This is a genomic window from Xanthomonas sp. BRIP62409 (assembly GCF_003992965.1).
Taxonomy (GTDB): Bacteria; Pseudomonadota; Gammaproteobacteria; order Xanthomonadales; family Xanthomonadaceae; genus Xanthomonas; species Xanthomonas euroxanthea.
Window position 1 is genome coordinate 1 of sequence record NZ_QEZJ01000010.1, and the last position, 18,091, is coordinate 18,091.

Sequence of the window (18,091 nt, forward strand, 5' to 3'; positions counted from 1 at the left end):
GTTCCGTGATCAACATCAACCGCAGACCTCTAGTTTTAGCTGGCATTGAATTACGGGGAGTCGACATTCTATCCGTACCTACATAGTGCGCAGCGATCGTGATAGATCGTTAACAAACTCTTAGAAAGGCTGTGGTCAGGCTGCGAGATATGCCCAAGCAACGAAAAGACCGAGTTAGGAAGCGCACAGGATGAAGATGCGGAGGAGTCTGAGTATTCTTTCAACCGTGCCTGGGCCTGAGCCCACGGCCTTATAAAAATCGCCTGTTCGTAGGCCGTAGTACTCGAGAAGCGCCGCATTGACAACAGAGCGAGATCAAATTGCGCTTGGCGAATTCCTTTGATGCATTGAGACGCCTGCACGAGCAGGTACAACCGGGTCAGCATCAAAGCTGTCGCAGAAAGCACGGAACAACAACCACTCTGTGGCCGCGGCGCCAGCGAAATAACCATCGCAGGACCGACGTTGCAGGAGAACGCCTTGGCAACCGGCGAAGCCGTTGTCAGAACCGGCCTTGGCCTGCCACGTCGTCCTCAATGGTTCGGTGCCGTCGTTCAAGCAATCCTGTGACCGCCAATATCACCAGGGAGAGAGCAACGATCGAGTAGGAGGCAACCCAGTTCCCGGTCCAGCCATGAAGAAGCCCAAACAGCAGCGGCCCCAGCACGGCGATCGCGCCACCGATGCCTTGGACAAACGCGGAAGTGACGGCCGATCCTGCCGGGGTCCGGCTATGCGTATTAATCATTGTCGTCGCCACGATGAACAGGCTGGAGGCCATGCCGAGCAATATCACCCACATGACGGTTGCCGTGCGTGGGGCAACTGCGATCCCGGCATAACCGATGGCGTAAAGACTGACGCAACTCTCGATGATTGGCGTCGGATTGCGCATCCTGATCGTGAGCGTCGGTACAAACACACCGATGAGCATGCTCACGCCGATAAGTAGCGACACCATCGCACCGGCGAACTCTGCGCTGTGACCGGCCTGAATAATGAGCGTCGGCAGCCAGGTGAAAAGGATGAACACATTCAAGGAGGTCATGCCGAAAATTATTGTGAGATTCCAGACGGTTGGAGACCGCCACGCGTGCCTGGGCAACACTCCCACAGGCTCCACTCCGGCATGCTTGCCACGGTTCGCAGCATGCCGCATCTGCGAATTCGAAGGGCGTGACCTAAGGACTGCGACCCACAATAATGCCGCAACTAGCGCAAAGACGGCCCAAACAACAAGTGCGACACGCCATCCGACTACATTAGCCAATGGCACGGCAACCAAAGGAGGAACAAGTGCCCCAAGATGCAGAGTAATGAGATAGATGGTGCTGACGAGGGATAGACGGTCTGAGAAATATTCGCGAACTAGCGGCGGAATGACAACGCCCGCAATACCCATCCCGGCGAGGGCAACGATCGACAGGCTTATGAAAGCGACCGTGCCGCCCGAAAGCACACGCAACGTCATACCCACTGTCGTTGCCAACAATCCGAAGACGGCGGTCCGTTCGAGTCCAAGGCGGCGAATAAGTGCCGGTGTAATGGTCCCAAAGAATGCGAAGCACGCCGGTGGAAGCATGCCAAAGATGCTGATCGTGCCGGTGCCAAATCCGAAGTCAGCCGCAACCTTGTGTAACAGCGGCGAGAGCGAAGTGACCGCAGATCGTAAATTAAGCGCTGACACCGCGATCGCGAGCAGCGCAGTGGATCGACCAGCCCACAACGGGTAACGATCAGGCGAAGTCGTCAATCGGGTCGAACTCATCACGAGAACCCCGGCTGTCCAACGCCGCGATGAATTCGGTGACGGCGACGAATGCGCGGTACCGTCGCGTGCATGCCAGGATAGATGGGCCCACGCGCATCCGTCACGCTCAAACTCACGATGCTCACAACGAGAATCTGGACACGCATGCCGAGAAGGCGAGCCATGGTCCATGCAATCACTCGACCTGCTTCAACACAGCTTGCGAATTTCGATTCTATGCTCATTCACCAACTCTTGCGACGACAAGTTGAATGGAATCCTATTTCATATTCGGCTACCATTGTCTACCACCGAATTTAATTCGATTAGGCAGCCCGGTAAGCACCATGGACGAAATAGATCGCTCAATATTGCGTCGTCTTCAGCAAGATGCTCGGTTGAGTAACCGCCAACTCGCACGAGAGCTGGGCATCGCCGAATCAACTTGCCTGGCTCGCGTTGCCGCACTCCAGCAGCAGGAAGTCCTGATTGGCTTTCATGCGGCGGTGAATCTTGGCAAGATCGGACGCAGCGTCCAGGCGCATGTCTCAATCAAGATCCGACCTCAAGCACTTCCAAATGCCGCAGCGTTTTGCGACGAAGTAGCCGAGCTGCCGGATGTTATTGCGATCTACATGGTGACCGGCGCGGCCGACCTGATCGCACACGTGGCGGTGCCATCCACGGATGCCCTGCGTGATTTCGTTCTGGATCTCGCTCAGAAGAGTGAGATTGCGGATATCCGAACGTCAATCATCTATCTCAGCAGGATGGCCCGCTGGGTTGCCGTGTCTGGAACCTGAGGCATAGTCGCTCTGTGACGATGACCGAGCCGCTCTTGTTCACGTGCTACAGATGGGCCGGCGGCTCATGACCACACAAGTCTGCGGACGATAGCCTCGTACCAAGTCGTCGCTGAGATGCTCAAACCATCTTGCAGCCGTGCTGCTGCCTCCCCGAGTAGTTGCCATACGCCCCCCGATAGCCCCAGCGTCGCACTGCCCCTTACGCTTTCACGTTGAGTCGAGGTGTCTTTGAAAATTCCTCAGCGATGAAATCCATGAACACGATCGCCCTTTTTGCCACCAGGCGATTAGCGGCATACATGATGTGCATGGGCACAGCAGGCGCGGAAAAATCGTTCAACACAATCTGTAGATGACCCGCGTTGAGTCCCCGTTCGAATAGCCATTCCGGTCCCTGGCCAATGCCCAGGCCAGCGCTCACCGACTCGCGCGCAGCTTCAGGCGAATTGACACGAATCCTGCCGGACACCGGAACATCCACATCCTTGAAGCGCCACGTCGCGCCCGATGCCAACAGCGTATACAGCACGCAATCGTGGTGGCGCAGGTCGTCGGGCACCTTGGGAACGCCGCGCTCGGCAAGATAGTCCTTACTGGCCACGCACACGCGCTTGAACGATCCGATGCGTCGCGCACGGAGCGAGCTGTTTTCCAGATGACCGATGCGGATAGCAAGTTCCGCACCCTCGTCGAGCAGGTTGACGAAGCGGTCGTTGATCTGCAGGTCTAGCTGAAGGCCCGGATAGCGCCGCAGAAACTCCGGCACCAGCGGCATCACATACTGATGCGACAACGCCGTGGGGCAGGCCACACGTAGTAGGCCGGTGGGCTGCACGTTCTCCCGCAATGACATTTCGGACTCGTCCACTGCATCCAGGATGCGGCGCACCTCCGCGTAGTAGCGCTCACCTTCCGGCGTCAGCATCAGCTTACGGGTCGAGCGGTTGAGCAGGCGGGTCTGCAGATGCTCTTCCAGCGCCGCCACATGGCGGCTGACGTTGGGCTGGCCCAAGCCGAGATCGCGCCCAGCAGCAGAGAAGCTGCCCGTCTCCACCGCGCGCGCGAAGCAGGTCATCAATACAAACCGGTCCATTGTGCTCCTCCACTCATACGCTCACCACATGAATGCTATGCGCGCTAGCGGTCTTCTGGCAAATCCAGCATGAGCGCAAGCTGCACCTCATCGAAAGGCAGTCACTCGCGACTGTCTTGGCATCGCACTCAGGAGCACTCCATGTCCCGTCTAGCAGGCAAACGCACCCTCATCACCGGCGGCACCAGCGGCATCGGCCTGGAAACCGCCAAGCAATTCCTCGCCGAAGGCGCCCGCGTCATCGTCACCGGCGTCAACCCCGAGTCCATCGCCAAGGCGCAGGCCGCGCTGGGCGCCGAGGTGCTGGTATTGCGCGCCGACTCGGCCAGCGTCGCCGCCCAGCAAGAGCTGGCGCAGGCGGTGCAGGCCCACTACGGCCAGCTCGATATCGCCTTCCTCAATGCCGGCGTCTCGGTGTGGGCACCCATTGAAGACTGGACCGAGCAGGCCTTCGACGCCTCCTTCGCCATCAACGTCAAAGGACCGTACTTCCTGCTGCAGGCGCTGTTGCCGGTGCTGGCCAACCCGGCGTCGGTAGTGCTCAATACCTCGGTCAATGCCCATGCCGGCGTGGCCCGTTCGTCGGTGTACGGCGCCACCAAGGCGGCCTTGTTGAACATGGCCAAGACCCTGTCGAGCGAGCTACTTGACCGCGGCATCCGTCTCAATGCTGTCAGCCCCGGCCCGGTGGAAACCCCGCTGTACGACAAGCTCGGCATCCCCGACGCCTACCGCGCCCAGGTCAACCAGGACATCGCCGCCAGCATCCCGATGGGCCGCTTCGGCACCCCGGACGAAGTAGCCAAGGCCGTCCTCTACCTGGCCTCGGACGAATCGCGGTGGACGGTGGGTTCGGAGATTGTGGTCGACGGCGGCCGCCTGCTCAACGGTTGACCGTGGCAGCCATCCTCGCGGCGCCTGGAGTGGCGGCGCGCACCGCTGACAGTGCTAGAGACGCACGCACGACGCGCGTGCAAATCAAGCTCACAGGCGCGTACGCAGACAACCGGCCGGACGATGGACACGCCAGGCCCCATGTAAGGCCGAGCTTTCATCCAGATTCGTGCACATCGGCATGTGCCGGCTACACGGCAATGCGCGTGCTGCTGCCGTGGATGAGGTGGCCATCAGTGGCCAGCTGCAAACGACAAGAACTGCCCCCCCCAACCTTCAAGACAACGACAACGTTAACTGCCCATGCCCACAACCCTTACTTTGATCAGCCACCCGCTGTGCCCTTTCGTACAACGCGCAGCCATCGTCCTGCATGAGAAGGGCGTCGCGTTCGATCGGGTCCAAGTGGATCTCGCAGCCAAGCCTGATTGGTTCCTGGCACTTTCTCCGACCGGAAAAGTTCCCTTACTCATGGTCGGCCGGCCCGATGGCACGGAAGCGACCATCTTCGAAAGCATGGTGATCTGCGAGTATCTGGAGGAAACCCAGGCGGGTGCACCGATGTACCCGGACGACGCGCTATCACGCGCCCGTCAGCGCAGCTGGATCGAGTTCGCTGGCCAGGCCATGTCCGAGGCCTGGCAATTCCTCCACGCGACCGATCGTTCCATTGCAGATACGAGGCAGGCAGTTTTCAGGGCGCGATTGGAGCGGCTGGAGCAAGAGCTCGGCGCCGGGCCCTACTTTGATGGCCCGACGTTCAGCATGGCGGACGCGGTGTTTGCTCCGCTGTTTCGGTACTTCGGGATACTCGATCCGGCACTGTCGCAGCCTCTGTTCGAGAACCTTCCTCGCATTGCTGTATGGCGCACGGCCCTTGCAGCACGCCCCAGCGTCATTGAAGCCGTCCAAGACGACTACGCGTCTCGGTTCCACGCTCATCTTCGCCAGCATCTCTCCATCCATGTCGCCTGACGTGAACGCAAAAACTCGTTCACCACCGTCCTCCATACCTCTCAAGGAATTCAACATGACCAGCATTTCCCATGACACAACTGCACAGAAGAGCGCACTGATCCTCATCGAGTATGTGAACGATTGGCTCGCCCCCACTGGCGGGATCAACGGCCAGTTCCAGGATCGCGAACAGGTCGATATTGCCATCGCCAATTCAAAAACGATCCTTGAAGAAGCTCGCCGCCGTGGCATGGAGGTTATCCACGCGTCACTCAAGTTTGAACCGAGTTTCAAAGTGCTCGGTGACGGCAAGTACGGCCTGCGTAAGATGATGCGTGACTACGGATCCTTCCTCGGCGAGCAGGCAGATTTCTTTCCTGGCTTTGAACCCCAGGACGGCGAATATGTGATCCGTGAACGCACCGGCGGCAGTAGCGTCTTTGCCTCGACCACTCTCGACAGCCACCTGCGCAACAATCGCATTTTCGATATCTATCTTGCGGGTTTCGCCCTGAGGCAGTGCATCGAGTCATCGATGCGCAACGCTCACGACCTTGGCTATAACACCAACGTCGTCTACGACGCCTCAGCCGCTTTCACCCGCGAGCAGCAAACTGCGTTTCTCAATGAGATCGCTCCGTTCTATGCCAATGCCATTACTACCCAGGACTTTATCAAACAGGCATAACGCCTCTCTCGCAAAGGTCCAGACCTAATGATCGGTATGCTGGTGAGCTTGAAGGTCAAACCAGCCAGCGGCGCAGCGTTCGAACGTGCCTTCGCCGCCCAGGCTGCAGCAGTGCGCATCAACGAGCCGGGTAACCGCCTCTATGATCTGTTCAGATCACGGGCAAGACATGACAGCTACATGCTTGTCGAGATCTACGCCAACGATGATGCGCTTGACGCACACCGGGACGCCCCACACATGGCAGCCCATCGTCCGTTGACTGCTGCTTTTATTGCAGCTGAGCCAGACATCGAAGCCTTCGATGTCATTCCACACGCAATGTGAAAACCGACTCAAGGGACTACCGGTCCCTTGAGTTGCTAATCTCACCGAGGCCCCCAATGAACATTGGTGCAGATAATCGCACGGGTTTGTCTTACGGTATCGCTGCCAACGTCCTTTGGGGAGCACTGCCGCTGTACCTAAACCTGCTCAAGGGCGTGGATGCTCTGCAGGTACTCTCACATCGTGTGGTGTGGTCATTGCTCGTGTTCGGGGCGATCCTCGCGATGTTGGGACGTTGGCGATTACTCATCGTGGCAGCGCGTGGCCGAGCCCTCGGTCTACTGTCCCTCAGCGCCGCGCTCATCGCGGTCAACTGGTTCGTCTATATCTGGTCAGCGGCCAACGGGCATCTGGTGGAGGCTAGCCTTGGTTATTTCATTACTCCGCTTGTCAATGTCGCGCTTGGTACCATGCTGTTGAGGGAGCGACTCACCCGCTCGCAGGCCGTGGCAATCGGCGTTGCCGGGGTTGGTGTGCTCATCCTTGCAGTAAGCGGTGGTGGCCAGATCTGGATTTCGATAACGCTGGCATTGAGCTTCGGCTTCTATGGACTGATCCGCAAGGTAGTGGCGATTGACGCGCTTGGCGGATTGACAATCGAGACTGCGCTTCTGGCACCGCTTGCGATCTGCATTCTCTTCTATGTGGGCAACACGGGCGAAGCAGCTTTCGGACAAAGTGGCGTCATAGATGCGCTCCTGATTCTTGCCGGACCGATCACAGCGCTACCATTGCTCCTTTTCGCGGCTGGAGCAAAGCGCCTACGCTATACGACCCTGGGATTGCTGCAGTTCATCGCTCCCACCCTCTTGCTGGCGGAAGCGGTCTTGCTATACCAAGAGCCGATCCGACCTCTCCAGCTTGCCACCTTCGGTACGATCTGGATTGGCTGTGGGCTGTACGCGTGGAGCAGCATCATCTCGTCGCGGAATGTGATTGCACGTACGTAAATGCTGTCCCTACCCCTATATTTCGTTAGCCGGTGCTAGGGTTGTTCAGTGAAATAAGGTTGGGTGAGATCGGAGATTGGCGGTGGAGGCTCGCGTGAGACTTTTGCCAGCTTTGCTGATGTAATCAGGGCAACAGGCGTGCTTTTCGTTACTTGGTATTGTGTTCGCAGTCATAAACACCAATTTGAGTAATGTGGTCGGATGAAGCGATCGGCTTTCCGCAGGTGCTTGCCCACAGACGAATGCTGGCAGGTGTAACCGAGCAATAGAGTTCAAGGATAGAAACAGCCAATATGATCTTATCGGAGGCTATTTTCGGATCGAAACTGCAAGGGCGTGCGCTTGGCCATGCGCCGAAAAAATTTGCTGAAATGCGTGGCCTCCTTGAATCCAAGTTTTTCGGCAATCACGCCAACGGGCCAATCTGTATGTATGAGCAGGCGCTTGGCCTCTAGACCAAGCCGTCTTGAAACGAACTCCTTTGCACTAATGCCCTCTGCATCGAGCACAGCACGCGTCAAACTCCTTTCGGTGCAACCCATTTCGGCGGCATACATGTTGATACTTCTCCACTCGGCGACATGCTTCTCAACCAAATGCTTGAAATGCTTGAATCGCTTGAATGCTGACCGCTTGCGTGGTTCCTGCAGGTCTTCATTGCCATAGGTTATGGTGAGCCAGGACGCCAGCGCATAGAACGCATGGCGCAGATGCGCCTGTACGTCTGCGATCCGTTCGGCAGATCGCTCAGTATTCACTCGCGTAGGATCCAGGACGCTCGAGTCATGGCGTGTTGAATCCAGACGCATCCAGGCGATGGCTGTTGTTGTACGCTTCAGACCATCTGCATCGACTTGGAGAAACGCGGGCAAGCGCTCGATGTTGAATTCTGAAAGAAGGTTTTCCTGCAATGATGCAGGCCAGAGAAACTCGGGGCGCACCAGCACTATCCAGCCGTCCCAATTCTCCTCCTCCCCGAAGTTATGGGCCTGCCCAGGGCGGACCACGAGGAGGCTCCCGGCTTGGCCAAGGCATGGCTCGAAGTCCAGCATTTGGGTGCACCGTCCTTCGGTGATCAGGATGAGCATGTAGAATGTATAGCCGTAGGTTCGGCGCATCCCCTCCCCACTGGTTCTCTGCCGCAGCTCGGAAACACGAAAAATCTCCAACCCATAGGGGTACGACCCTTCTGGCTGGTAGTGAATCTGCTGTACGTAACTTCTAGCTCTTTTCATTTTTTCATCGACTTGCGAGTGGTGAACCGGACACCGCCGGCCCTTCGCAGTGTCCGAAAAGTGTCACCCTCATTCCCGAAATTTGCCTTCTACTTCGGGTTTTTGTGCATTAAATTATCATTTTTAGGCAGAGACAACATTGAGGATGGCCGACCCTTGTGAAGCCATCGACTTGTGCGCCTATCGTGCGACAAAGGCGGCGAGACCTTAGCTATGTATCGAGAACGCGGCGCAGGTCTACCGCAAGAACGCTAGTGATTGACGCATGCGCGTTCAAACTGGGCCACCAAGCAATTCATGACGACAGCCTCGGGTTCCTGAACAAATATCGGCTTCCGTCTCACTCGACCAGGATTCAGCCGAATGGAAGAAACCGCATGAACTCCGGTGCACTGTTCGATTGGGCTGACAAGGTTGCCCGGCCATGGCCTGGAGTAATTGTTGATGGGTCATTCGGCGAAGACTGGCACGCCTATAAAGTGGGGGACCGGGTCTTCATGCTGGCGAGTACCGCGCTGAGTCACGAAGCGCGAGTGGTAGTCAAGGTCGACCCGATTCGCTCCGAAGTTCTGCGTCTGCAGCATCCTGAAATCACCGCAGGAGGACATCGGTTTAGCAAGCGCCATTGGATCTCCATTGCGGCCGGCCACACTATCACCCAGGCGCTGGTTGAGAGCGAGGTTCGTGGGTCCTACCGACTGGTTCGGGAGAGACTACCGATGAAAGCACGCTCCATCCACGGTCAAGACCCCGGCGAGAAAGAGCTCTCACAGCGTCAGTTCCAGCCGCTCGCCCGCAAGGTGGCACTGTCACTGCCAGGCGTGAGCCACGGCCGCCCCTTCGTTCAGAAGCTAGACGTCTACAAGGTCAGCAACAAGGTCTTCATGATTGTCACCGATGACATCGACGAGCCCATCATCACCCTGAAAGCCGATCCACAGCACGCAAGAGCGCTGCGCAAGCACTTCGACACCGTGTCGGAAGGGCGCTACCTCGACAAGACCAACTGGGTCTCCGTAGGCACGGGCGGAGGCATCACCTGGAATTTGGTCACCGAACTTGTCCAGGCGTCCTATCACCTGGTCGTTGAGACGATGCCAGAGCATGAGAGGCCTGAGGAGCTGGGTCCAAAGAAGGGCAGAACATGAGCACGAACAAACTTGTGCCCCAGGCCATCGAAGTGCGCCGCCTGCATCCGCCGGACTTACAGATACACGTGCCGGTTTTCCAGCGGCTCAGCGGCAGGCCAAGAAGCCGTCCCTAACAAAAAATCATCCTCAAACAAAGAAGCCGAACCATGACCACCCAATTCCAAAAAGCAGAGGCACTTGCTGCCGACTACGTCGACCAGCTTTCGTGTTGGGCCACGATCACCACGCGGCCGCTGTTCGGCGCCGTCGCGCTTTATCGGCACGACCATATCTTTGCGATGGTCTGGCATGGCGGTCTGTACTTCAAGGTGGATGACAGCTCGCGCAAAGACTACGAGGCCGCCGGCTCCCGTGCCCTAGGCCAGGCGAATGAGAACGACGCGCATGCGCTGAAGTCCTACTGGGAAGTCCCCGCTGACGTGACCGAGGATCGCGAACAACTGCAGCAGTGGGCAGAGCGGGCATACCACGCGGCGATCAAGGGCGCGAAGAACTGACCCCGACGATGTCGCTCCCGTATACAACGATGGCCGAACCGCTCGAACACTTCGCGCCCGCCACCCGCGCCTGGTTTGCCTCAGCGTTCCCTTCGCCGACGGCAGTGCAGGCGGCAGCCTGGGCGGCGATCAGTGCCGGTGAAGACGCGCTGGTGATCGCACCAACCGGTTCGGGCAAGACGCTGGCCGCGTTCATGCAGGCCATCGACCAGCTTTTTCGAGAGCGCGAGGTAGAAGTAGAAAGTACGGCCGGCGGCAACAAGGCCCTGACCCGGATTCTCTACATCTCTCCAATCAAGGCGCTAGGCACGGACGTGCAACGCAACCTGCGCGTCCCTCTTCAGGGAATCATCGCGCAGCGTAAGCGGCGCGGCGACCCCGCAGTCGAGATCACGGTCGGCATGCGCACTGGCGACACGCCACAGGCCGAGCGGGCGAGCCTGCTGCGGCGTCCGCCCGACATCCTGATCACGACGCCTGAGTCGCTCTACCTGATGCTCACGTCCAAGGCGCGGGAAACCCTGCGTGGTGTGCGAACCGTGATCGTAGACGAGGTCCATGCCGTCGCCGGCGGCAAGCGCGGTTCGCATCTGGCACTGAGCCTGGAGCGCCTCGATGCGTTGCTGGCGGTGCCGGCGCAGCGCGTTGGCCTGTCGGCGACGGTGCGCCCCGTAGATCGGGTGGCCCAATTCCTGGGCGGATCGCGATCGGTAGCGGTGGTGAACCCGCCATCCAGTCGCCAATTCGATTTGCGCATCGTCGTACCGGTCGAGGACATGGCGGACATCCCGGCGCGCACCGGAGCTGCGGCTGACGATGCCTCCCCAGACCGGCCAGGTTCGATCTGGCCACACATCGAGTCCAGCATCCTTGATCAGGTGCTGCGCCGGCACTCCACCATCGTGTTCGCCAACTCGCGCGGCCTGGCCGAGAAGCTGACCGCGCGTCTAAACGAGCTCTATGCCGAGCGCCTGGAAGATGCGGACTCCAGCGCAATGGCAGCGTCCGGCGAGTCCGCCATTCACTATCCATCGTCAGCCGGTGGCACCAGCGCACGCTCTGCAGGGACGGCGCCACTGATCGCTCGCTCTCACCATGGCTCGGTCTCCAAGGAACAGCGCGGCGAGATCGAGCAGGCGCTCAAATCGGGCGAACTCCGCTGCGTTGTGGCGACCTCCAGCCTGGAACTAGGCATCGACATGGGCATGGTCGAGCTGGTGATCCAGGTCGCCGCCCCTCCGTCGGTGGCGAGTGCCCTGCAGCGAGTCGGCCGCGCCGGCCACCAGGTGGGTGGCACCTCAGCTGGGCTGATCTATCCGCGCACTCGGCGCGACTTGGTCGACGCTGCCGTCACCATCGACGCCATGCTGGCCGGCCGCATCGAGGCCATCGATCCGCCGCGCAATCCGCTCGACGTGCTGGCGCAACAGACAGTGGCCGCAGTCGCCATGGAATCGGTCGATGTTGACGACTGGTATGCCACGGTGCGCCGCGCAGCGCCATTCCATACCTTGCCACGCAGTGTGTTCGATGCAGTGCTCGACATGTTGGCCGGGCGCTATCCGTCAGAGGATTTCGCAGAGTTCCGCCCGCGCCTTGTGTGGAACCGTGACACTGGCCAACTGACGGCGCGCCCGGGCTCTAAGCAACTGGCAGTCACCAGCGGCGGCACCATCCCGGACCGGGGCATGTTCAGCGTCGTCCTGCCTGAAGGCGCCGAGCAGGCCGGCTCGCGCCGGGTTGGCGAACTCGACGAGGAGATGGTCTACGAATCAAAGGTCAACGACATCATCACGCTGGGAACGTCCTCCTGGCGGATCCAGCAGATCACCAACGACCAGGTCATCGTGGTGCCGGCCCCGGGACGCTCGGCCCGCCTGCCATTCTGGCGTGGCGACGGACTGGGTCGGCCCGCAGAGCTGGGCGAAGCCATCGGCACCTTTCTTGGGCTGCTGGAAGGTGCTGCCGACATAGGGGGGAACCTGGACATCGCCCCCGTGCTGAGGAAGCGCTTAGCCGCAGCCGGGCTTGATCGTAATGCGATGAATAACCTGCTCAAGCTGGCCGGCGAGCAACGTGAGGCAACCGGCATATTACCCACCGATCGGACCCTGGTGATGGAGCGCTGCCGCGACGAGACTGGTGATTGGCGAGTCATCCTGCACTCTCCCTTTGGCCGGCGCGTCCATGACCCCTGGGCGCTGACCATCGCCGAGCGAATCCGCACGCGCTGGAAGATCGACCCTTCGGTGGTCGCCAGTGACGACGGCATTATCGCGCGCCTACCCGACACCGCCGGCCGCGTGCCTGGCGCAGAGTTGTTTCTCTGCGATCCGCAGACTCTGCGCAAGACCGTTACCGACGCGGTGGCCGGCTCGGCACTGTTCGCCGCACGGTTCCGCGAATGCGCGGCACGGGCGCTGCTGCTACCGCGCCGGATGCCGGGGCGCCGTTCGCCTTTGTGGCAGCAACGGCTGCGCTCCGGGCAGTTGCTGCAAATCGCGCAGGGCCACCCCGACTTTCCGATCCTGATCGAAACTGCGCGCGAGTGCCTGCAGGACGTTTACGACCTCCCGGCACTTGATGCGCTAATGCAGCGCTTGCAGGACGGCGCGGTACAGATTGCCGAGATCACGACGGAAGTACCATCTCCTTTCGCAGCGAGCCTGCTATTCGGGTACGTGGCGGAGTTCATGTACGAAACCGACGCACCGCTGGCCGAGCGACGCAGCTCAGTGCTCTCATTGGATAGCAGCTTGCTCAGTGATCTTCTCGGTCAGGTCGACGTGGGAGAACTCCTCGATCCAGCAGTCGTTGATCGTGTCGACAGCGAACTGCAACGCCTGGCCTCCAGCCATCAGGCCAAGGGTATGGAAGGCGTGGCGGATCTACTGCGCCTGCTCGGGCCACTGACGGTGGAAGGCGTGGCGGAGCGACTCAGCGACGGGGGGCAAGCACGCACCTACCTGACTGACCTGCAAAAGGAGGGACGCGTCATTCGGGTAACGATCGCCGGCCTCGACCATTGGGCCGCCGTCGAGGATGCTGCCCGGCTGCGCGACGCGCTCGGCATCTCTTTGCCCGCCGGCCTGCCCGGCGTTTTCACTGTGCCCACGCAAGCGCCACTGCGAGATCTGCTCGCACGCTACTCGCGCACCCATGCAGCGTTCACCACCGGCGAAGTCGCAAGCCGCTTCGGTCTCGGCGTCGCGGTAGCGAACGAAGCGCTGGAGCAGCTATCCGGATCGGGCAGGCTACTGAAGGGCAACTTCGGCGTCGAGCGTCGTCTCGAAACGCAGATCCCCGAGGGCAGTATCCACCCGTTGGCGCGCCACGAATGGGTGGGCGACGAGGTGTTCAAGCGCCTACGACTGCGTTCGCTTCAGACCGCGCGCGAGGCGACCCGACCTGTCCCTCAGCAAGCCTATGCACGCCTGCTGTTGGAGCGGCAGGGCCTCGTGCCCGAGGCCGCGGGCAATGCCGCGGTTTCTGGCCGCAATGCAGTTTGTGGTGCGCTGCAAGGAATCGACGGGATAACTCGCGTCATCGAACAATTGGCTGGCGTGGCGCTGCCGGTATCACTGTGGGAAAGCCAGGTGCTTCCTTCCCGCGTGCGGGACTACGCCCCGGGCATGCTCGACGAGTTAATCGCCACCGGCACAGTACTCTGGTCCGGTCACGGACGGCTTGGCGAGAGCGACGGGCTCGTAGCGCTGCACCTCCATGAATTTGCAGCCGAGACCCTGTCACCATTGCCTGGCGCCGACTCTGCAACCAATCTGTCTGTTCTACAAGAGTCGCTTCTCGCCGGCTTGGCCAACGGCGGCGCGTACTTCGTGCGCCAGCTTGCAGCGCTGGTCGCGCACGGCCTACAGCCTGAGGAACCGATCCCGACGCCTACGGATATCCATGAGGCGCTTTGGGGACTGGTCTGGACCGGTCATGTCACCGCCGATACCTGGTCGCCCCTGCGGGCTTATTCCGGTGCACGCCCGCCTCGTCGGCCAAGTTCCAGTCAAACCTCCCGGCGACGCAGAGGGCTTCGTCGGGTGGCCTACGATGGCCACACGCCCACGGCGACTTCATCGTTGGCACCTGTGCCGACACTCGGCGATCCGACTCTCGTAGGCCGCTGGTCATTGCTGAACCCGGAGCCGGTGAACGACACTGCCCGGGCGCTGGCAAGGGTCGAGGGTCTGCTGGACCGCTATGGCGTGGTCACGCGCAGTGCCGCGATGACCGAAGACATCCCCGGCGGTTTCCCAGCACTGCGACCGGTCTTTCGCGGAATGGAGGACACAGGTCGGGTTCTGCGAGGACGCTTCGTTGAAGGGCTGGGCGCCGCCCAGTTTGCCGAGCGCACAACCGTTGATCGGTTGCGCGAACTCGCTGCTGCACCGCTAGGAGAGCCCGTGGCGGTGGCGATGTCTGCAGCAGATCCTGCCAATCCCTTCGGAACGTTGCTGCCCTGGCCGTCCCATGCATCGAGTGTGCGCCCGGTGCGCCGTGCCGGGGCACTCGTGGTTCTGGTCGATGGGTGCCTGATGTACTACCTCGTCCAAGGCGGGCGCCACTTGCTCAGCTACGCGGATGCCAATTCCATTGACCTAGCCAAGCCGCTTGCCGCGGGCCTGACCGCATTGGCAACTGCGCTGAAAAGGGAAAGACATGGAACTTTCAACCTGGAACGTGTGAACGATCAATTGGCGCCTAAGAGCCCGCTTGCTGCTGCGCTTCGTGCCATTGGATTTTCAAGCGCGCCCAAAGGGCTGACTTGGTATGGATGAAGCAGCATTCCATAATACCCAAACCACGACGTTGATTGGGCGTGAATCCGGGAATGGCAGGCGGCCCACAAAGACGGGCAAATGCCTGTGGAAGTTGGATACGTGTCGCTACCGATGAGGGGATTGCGCCTAGGGCACATCTTCGCGGAAGACTTTTCAGAAAATTATCGTCACTTTCGCGCCTAATTGAACGGAGATCGAGAATGAGCAACAAGCAACGTGTTATCAGCTATGCAGAAAAAAAATATCAAACGCAACCCGACAACCCGTTTCATCATTTCCCAAGTTATATCGCGCTGCGACATGGAAAAGAGGGCAGCTGGTATGGGCTCGTAATGAACGTGCCGCGCGAAAGACTTGGGGTTCCGGGAGCGGGTGAAATCGACGTCCTCGACGTTAAGCTGCCACCGGAAAAGGTCCACGCGCTGCAGAAGAAAAAAGGGTTCCTGCCGGCGTACCACATGGACAAGACACATTGGGTCAGCATTCTGTTGGACGATTCTGTTCCAGACGACCTCGTCTCCAGCCTACTAGACGAGAGTTTCGAACTGACCCGCTGAAGCTCTGCGTCACGCTGGGGAGAGCTGCCGTCCCTTTTCAGCAACCAAACATGGAAGAACCGAACACATGACCAATACTGATACCGTTGCCCGCTCGATTCGCTCGTGGTTGGGCATCCCATACGCCACCGCGGAACGCTTTCGCCGCCCTACCTTGCTACCGTTCAATCCGGACCTGACGTACAACCAGAAAGGCCCCGCCCCCATACAAGCTGGCGACACGAGTTGGCTCGAGGCCGACAACGGCCTTAGCGAGAATTGCCTGAACCTCAATGTATGGGCACCTGAAGATGCTGGCGACGAACCGCTCCCAGTGGTCGTCTACATCTTTGGAGGCGGCTTTGAGGTTGGTGCCAACACCCAGACGACGTCGAATGCCTCAGGTCTGGCCGCGACCGGCCGCGTCATCGGGGTGTCGTTGAACTATCGGCTTGGTCCGTTCGGTTGGCTTTCGCTCTCCCAGTATGGTGGTGTGTTCGAAAACGCCACCAACCTCGGGCTGCAGGACATCATTACCGCGCTCACATGGGTGCGGGACAACATCGCCCGGTTCGGTGGCGACCCTGGCAACGTCACCGTCACCGGTCACAGCGCCGGTGCGTACTCGACGATCGGGTTGCTTGCCGCCCCGGCTGCCGACGGCCTTTACCAGCGCCTCGCCGCATTTTCTGGCGGTGCATCCCGGATTGTTCCGGCCTGGTGGGCTGAAGAACTCGCCATCACTTTTCTCACCGAGTTGGGCGTCTCGGACGATCCCGGACAGCTGCTCCAGCTGGATGCGAAGCTTCTCGCCGAGACACTCATCAAAGTCAGCCCGCGCGACATTGGCGACCGACACGGCATCGACAACACGACGATCGGCATCTTGAATGACCGCTATCAAACTGGTGCCGTTCTCGCTGACACGCCGCTGCGTGTTCTTGCAGCCGGGCGCCACCGCGATGTCGACATCCTCTTCAGTACGGCCACGAACGAGGCGGACTGGTGGGTCATCAACGCAACTGAGAAATTTGATCCGGGCAGCATCGACAACCTCGTCGACGAACTCGTCAAAAAGTCACGCATCCCCCGCAGCCGCGCGAAGAGCATCGTTGCCATGTACGACGTCAATGGGCGTACCCCAGTCGAGGTTCGTGGGGCGCTCTTTACTGACTACTTCTTCACCCTTCCCGCCGCCCGCGCTGCGCTCGCCCACGCGGCCGCAGGCGGAAACGCATACTTGCTTTCGGTCGGCCCCGTCGAGGGAGCACACGCAGTGCATGGAACCGAGATGTACGGCATTGTCGGGCAGGAACGCCCAGGCGCCAGCGCACAGCAGATTGCCCGAGACACCGTGGTTCGCGACACCCTTCTTGATTTCGCAGAAGGAAACAGGGACTGCCTTTGGACGGCGGTCGCCACGAAACCCACCACCCAAGGAATTGGCAACTTGCCCTATGAGGCGACAACCCATGCGATCGAGGTTCTCGATACTTTTGAAGGCATCGAGCGAACCTGATTTACGCGTGACCGCATACACAGATGCATCGCCGGTGTTACCTCCTCGACACGTAAGATCCGAACAGAACTGAATATTCGGCTTTTGGGTAGAACAGCGAATCTAGCAGCGAACTCGTTCGGCGGGACATCGCCGATCGAGGAATGTGTCTGGAAATGATTGTAATCGACGCTCCAATTCTCGATCTTTTACGGGCGTCGTCGAGCGACAAGAACCAATGCGTGTTGAAGCACTCATCCCGAAAGCTGTCATTGAACTTCGCTGACGACCGCGCAAGCCCGACGAACCCCAACCGATACCGATCGACCAGATGGCCGCGAGTGTCTTGCGCCGAATGGGCGTCAGAACCTTTTTGACAACGCGTCCTGAAGCATCACCTTGTCCTAGCTCAGATGGGCGACCAACTCTTTGAGCTCTCTACCTCGAACTGGCGTAACTGAAGCAATTTGGCAAAGCCGAGCCCATCCAAAAAATGCCGTCAGCCGAAGCTGTATCCAATCCCAACTCACGTCATCCTATTGCGAGCAGGCAAGATCTTCTTCTCGGGGTTCCGTAAACTATCCAGGTAATCGACCCAGGCTTGCATCATCTTCCGCCGTTCCACAAGATGAGCCGTGCGGTTGTAGGCACGTCCCAGCGGATCGCGCACGGCATGTGCGAGTTGGTGCTCAATGTAGTCGGGGCGGAACCTCAGCACCTCATCCAGAACCGTGCGTGCCATCGCGCGAAAGCCGTGACCGACGATGGGCTCACTGTCGAATCCTAGATTGCGCAGGGCAGCATTGATTGTGTTCTCGCTCATCGGCCTGTCAGAACTGCGGACGCCAGGGAATGTCGACTCCCCGTAATTCAATGCCAGCTAAAACTAGAGGTCTGCGGTTGATGTTGATCACGGAAT

The 18,091-nt window shown here is 59.7% G+C and carries 14 protein-coding genes and 2 pseudogenes; 11 read left to right on the plus strand and 5 right to left on the minus strand.

The genetic code is table 11. The features are described from left to right. Window positions 1-502: 502 nt before the first annotated feature. Entirely contained in the window at window positions 503-1,768 is a 1,266-nt protein-coding gene (locus EO170_RS01830) for an MFS transporter (protein WP_126942095.1), read from the minus strand. A 254-nt stretch (window positions 1,769-2,022) separates the two neighbouring features. On the opposite strand from EO170_RS01830, the gene EO170_RS01835 reads away from it, so the two are divergent. Continuing rightward, complete coding sequence (locus tag EO170_RS01835) at window positions 2,023-2,553, plus strand: Lrp/AsnC family transcriptional regulator (protein ID WP_206513967.1); 531 nt, start codon at window positions 2,023-2,025, stop codon at window positions 2,551-2,553. 202 nt (window positions 2,554-2,755) lie between these two features. Here the strand turns inward: EO170_RS01835 and EO170_RS01840 are convergent, their stop codons facing one another. Continuing rightward, window positions 2,756-3,649 (minus strand): LysR family transcriptional regulator, encoded by an 894-nt coding sequence (locus tag EO170_RS01840; RefSeq protein ID WP_126942097.1) that lies wholly within the window; start codon window positions 3,647-3,649, stop codon window positions 2,756-2,758. 141 nt (window positions 3,650-3,790) lie between these two features. On the opposite strand from EO170_RS01840, the gene EO170_RS01845 reads away from it, so the two are divergent. The 5 genes from EO170_RS01845 to rarD all read left to right on the plus strand — a co-directional run bounded on the left by EO170_RS01845 (window position 3,791) and on the right by rarD (window position 7,465). Next, the gene (locus tag EO170_RS01845; RefSeq protein ID WP_126942098.1) at window positions 3,791-4,543 is read left to right on the plus strand and encodes an SDR family oxidoreductase; all 753 of its coding nucleotides are present in this window, start codon (window positions 3,791-3,793) and stop codon (window positions 4,541-4,543) included. A gap of 303 nt (window positions 4,544-4,846) precedes the next feature. Further along, window positions 4,847-5,518: a glutathione S-transferase family protein gene (locus EO170_RS01850; protein WP_126942100.1), complete on the plus strand. Its 672-nt coding sequence runs from the start codon at window positions 4,847-4,849 to the stop codon at window positions 5,516-5,518. Between the two features lie 55 nt (window positions 5,519-5,573). Further along, the gene (locus tag EO170_RS01855; RefSeq protein WP_126942102.1) at window positions 5,574-6,188 is read left to right on the plus strand and encodes a cysteine hydrolase family protein; all 615 of its coding nucleotides are present in this window, start codon (window positions 5,574-5,576) and stop codon (window positions 6,186-6,188) included. A gap of 27 nt (window positions 6,189-6,215) precedes the next feature. Continuing rightward, a complete protein-coding gene (locus tag EO170_RS01860) occupies window positions 6,216-6,515 on the plus strand; it encodes a putative quinol monooxygenase (protein WP_126942104.1) in 300 nt (99 codons plus the stop codon). Between the two features lie 56 nt (window positions 6,516-6,571). Next, window positions 6,572-7,465 (plus strand): EamA family transporter RarD, encoded by an 894-nt coding sequence (rarD, locus tag EO170_RS01865; protein WP_126942106.1) that lies wholly within the window; start codon window positions 6,572-6,574, stop codon window positions 7,463-7,465. Between the two features lie 299 nt (window positions 7,466-7,764). Here rarD and EO170_RS01870 read toward each other — a convergent pair whose 3' ends face one another. Further along, entirely contained in the window at window positions 7,765-8,553 is a 789-nt protein-coding gene (locus EO170_RS01870) for an AraC family transcriptional regulator (RefSeq protein ID WP_206513968.1), read from the minus strand. A 524-nt stretch (window positions 8,554-9,077) separates the two neighbouring features. Here EO170_RS01870 and EO170_RS01875 point away from each other — a divergent pair. From EO170_RS01875 to EO170_RS01895, 5 genes are all read left to right on the plus strand, one after another. Then, on the plus strand, window positions 9,078-9,848 hold the full coding sequence (locus EO170_RS01875; RefSeq protein ID WP_126942110.1) for an MmcQ/YjbR family DNA-binding protein: 771 nt from the start codon (window positions 9,078-9,080) through the stop codon (window positions 9,846-9,848). Window positions 9,849-9,997: 149 nt separating this feature from the next. After that, window positions 9,998-10,348 carry a TfoX/Sxy family protein gene (locus tag EO170_RS01880; RefSeq protein ID WP_126942112.1) on the plus strand — a complete coding sequence of 117 codons (351 nt, stop codon included), beginning with the start codon at window positions 9,998-10,000 and terminating at the stop codon, window positions 10,346-10,348. A gap of 29 nt (window positions 10,349-10,377) precedes the next feature. Next, window positions 10,378-15,135: an ATP-dependent helicase gene (locus EO170_RS01885; RefSeq protein ID WP_241239375.1), complete on the plus strand. Its 4,758-nt coding sequence runs from the start codon at window positions 10,378-10,380 to the stop codon at window positions 15,133-15,135. Window positions 15,136-15,338: 203 nt separating this feature from the next. Then, the gene (locus EO170_RS01890; protein ID WP_126942117.1) at window positions 15,339-15,695 is read left to right on the plus strand and encodes an MmcQ/YjbR family DNA-binding protein; all 357 of its coding nucleotides are present in this window, start codon (window positions 15,339-15,341) and stop codon (window positions 15,693-15,695) included. 4 nt (window positions 15,696-15,699) lie between these two features. Further along, the gene (locus EO170_RS01895) at window positions 15,700-17,193 is read left to right on the plus strand and encodes a carboxylesterase family protein (RefSeq protein ID WP_277601079.1); all 1,494 of its coding nucleotides are present in this window, start codon (window positions 15,700-15,702) and stop codon (window positions 17,191-17,193) included. Between the two features lie 107 nt (window positions 17,194-17,300). On the opposite strand, the pseudogene EO170_RS21680 reads toward EO170_RS01895, so the two are convergent. After that, a pseudogene (locus tag EO170_RS21680) lies at window positions 17,301-17,449 on the minus strand (transposase); the annotation flags it as partial. A gap of 249 nt (window positions 17,450-17,698) precedes the next feature. Continuing rightward, window positions 17,699-18,025: pseudogene (locus EO170_RS01900) on the minus strand (integrase); the annotation flags it as partial. Window positions 18,026-18,091: the final 66 nt, after the last annotated feature.

Coding starts and splice junctions, on each gene's coding strand:
- EO170_RS01830 (WP_126942095.1), bottom strand. CDS start 1,768: ATGAGTTCGACCCGATTGACGACTTCGCCTGATCGTTACCCGTTGTGG.
- EO170_RS01880 (WP_126942112.1), top strand. CDS start 9,998: ATGACCACCCAATTCCAAAAAGCAGAGGCACTTGCTGCCGACTACGTC.
- EO170_RS01855 (WP_126942102.1), top strand. CDS start 5,574: ATGACCAGCATTTCCCATGACACAACTGCACAGAAGAGCGCACTGATC.
- EO170_RS01850 (WP_126942100.1), top strand. CDS start 4,847: ATGCCCACAACCCTTACTTTGATCAGCCACCCGCTGTGCCCTTTCGTA.
- rarD (WP_126942106.1), top strand. CDS start 6,572: ATGAACATTGGTGCAGATAATCGCACGGGTTTGTCTTACGGTATCGCT.
- EO170_RS01840 (WP_126942097.1), bottom strand. CDS start 3,649: ATGGACCGGTTTGTATTGATGACCTGCTTCGCGCGCGCGGTGGAGACG.
- EO170_RS01875 (WP_126942110.1), top strand. CDS start 9,078: ATGAACTCCGGTGCACTGTTCGATTGGGCTGACAAGGTTGCCCGGCCA.
- EO170_RS01845 (WP_126942098.1), top strand. CDS start 3,791: ATGTCCCGTCTAGCAGGCAAACGCACCCTCATCACCGGCGGCACCAGC.
- EO170_RS01835 (WP_206513967.1), top strand. CDS start 2,023: ATGGAATCCTATTTCATATTCGGCTACCATTGTCTACCACCGAATTTA.
- EO170_RS01885 (WP_241239375.1), top strand. CDS start 10,378: ATGGCCGAACCGCTCGAACACTTCGCGCCCGCCACCCGCGCCTGGTTT.
- EO170_RS01890 (WP_126942117.1), top strand. CDS start 15,339: ATGAGCAACAAGCAACGTGTTATCAGCTATGCAGAAAAAAAATATCAA.
- EO170_RS01870 (WP_206513968.1), bottom strand. CDS start 8,553: ATGCTCATCCTGATCACCGAAGGACGGTGCACCCAAATGCTGGACTTC.
- EO170_RS01860 (WP_126942104.1), top strand. CDS start 6,216: ATGATCGGTATGCTGGTGAGCTTGAAGGTCAAACCAGCCAGCGGCGCA.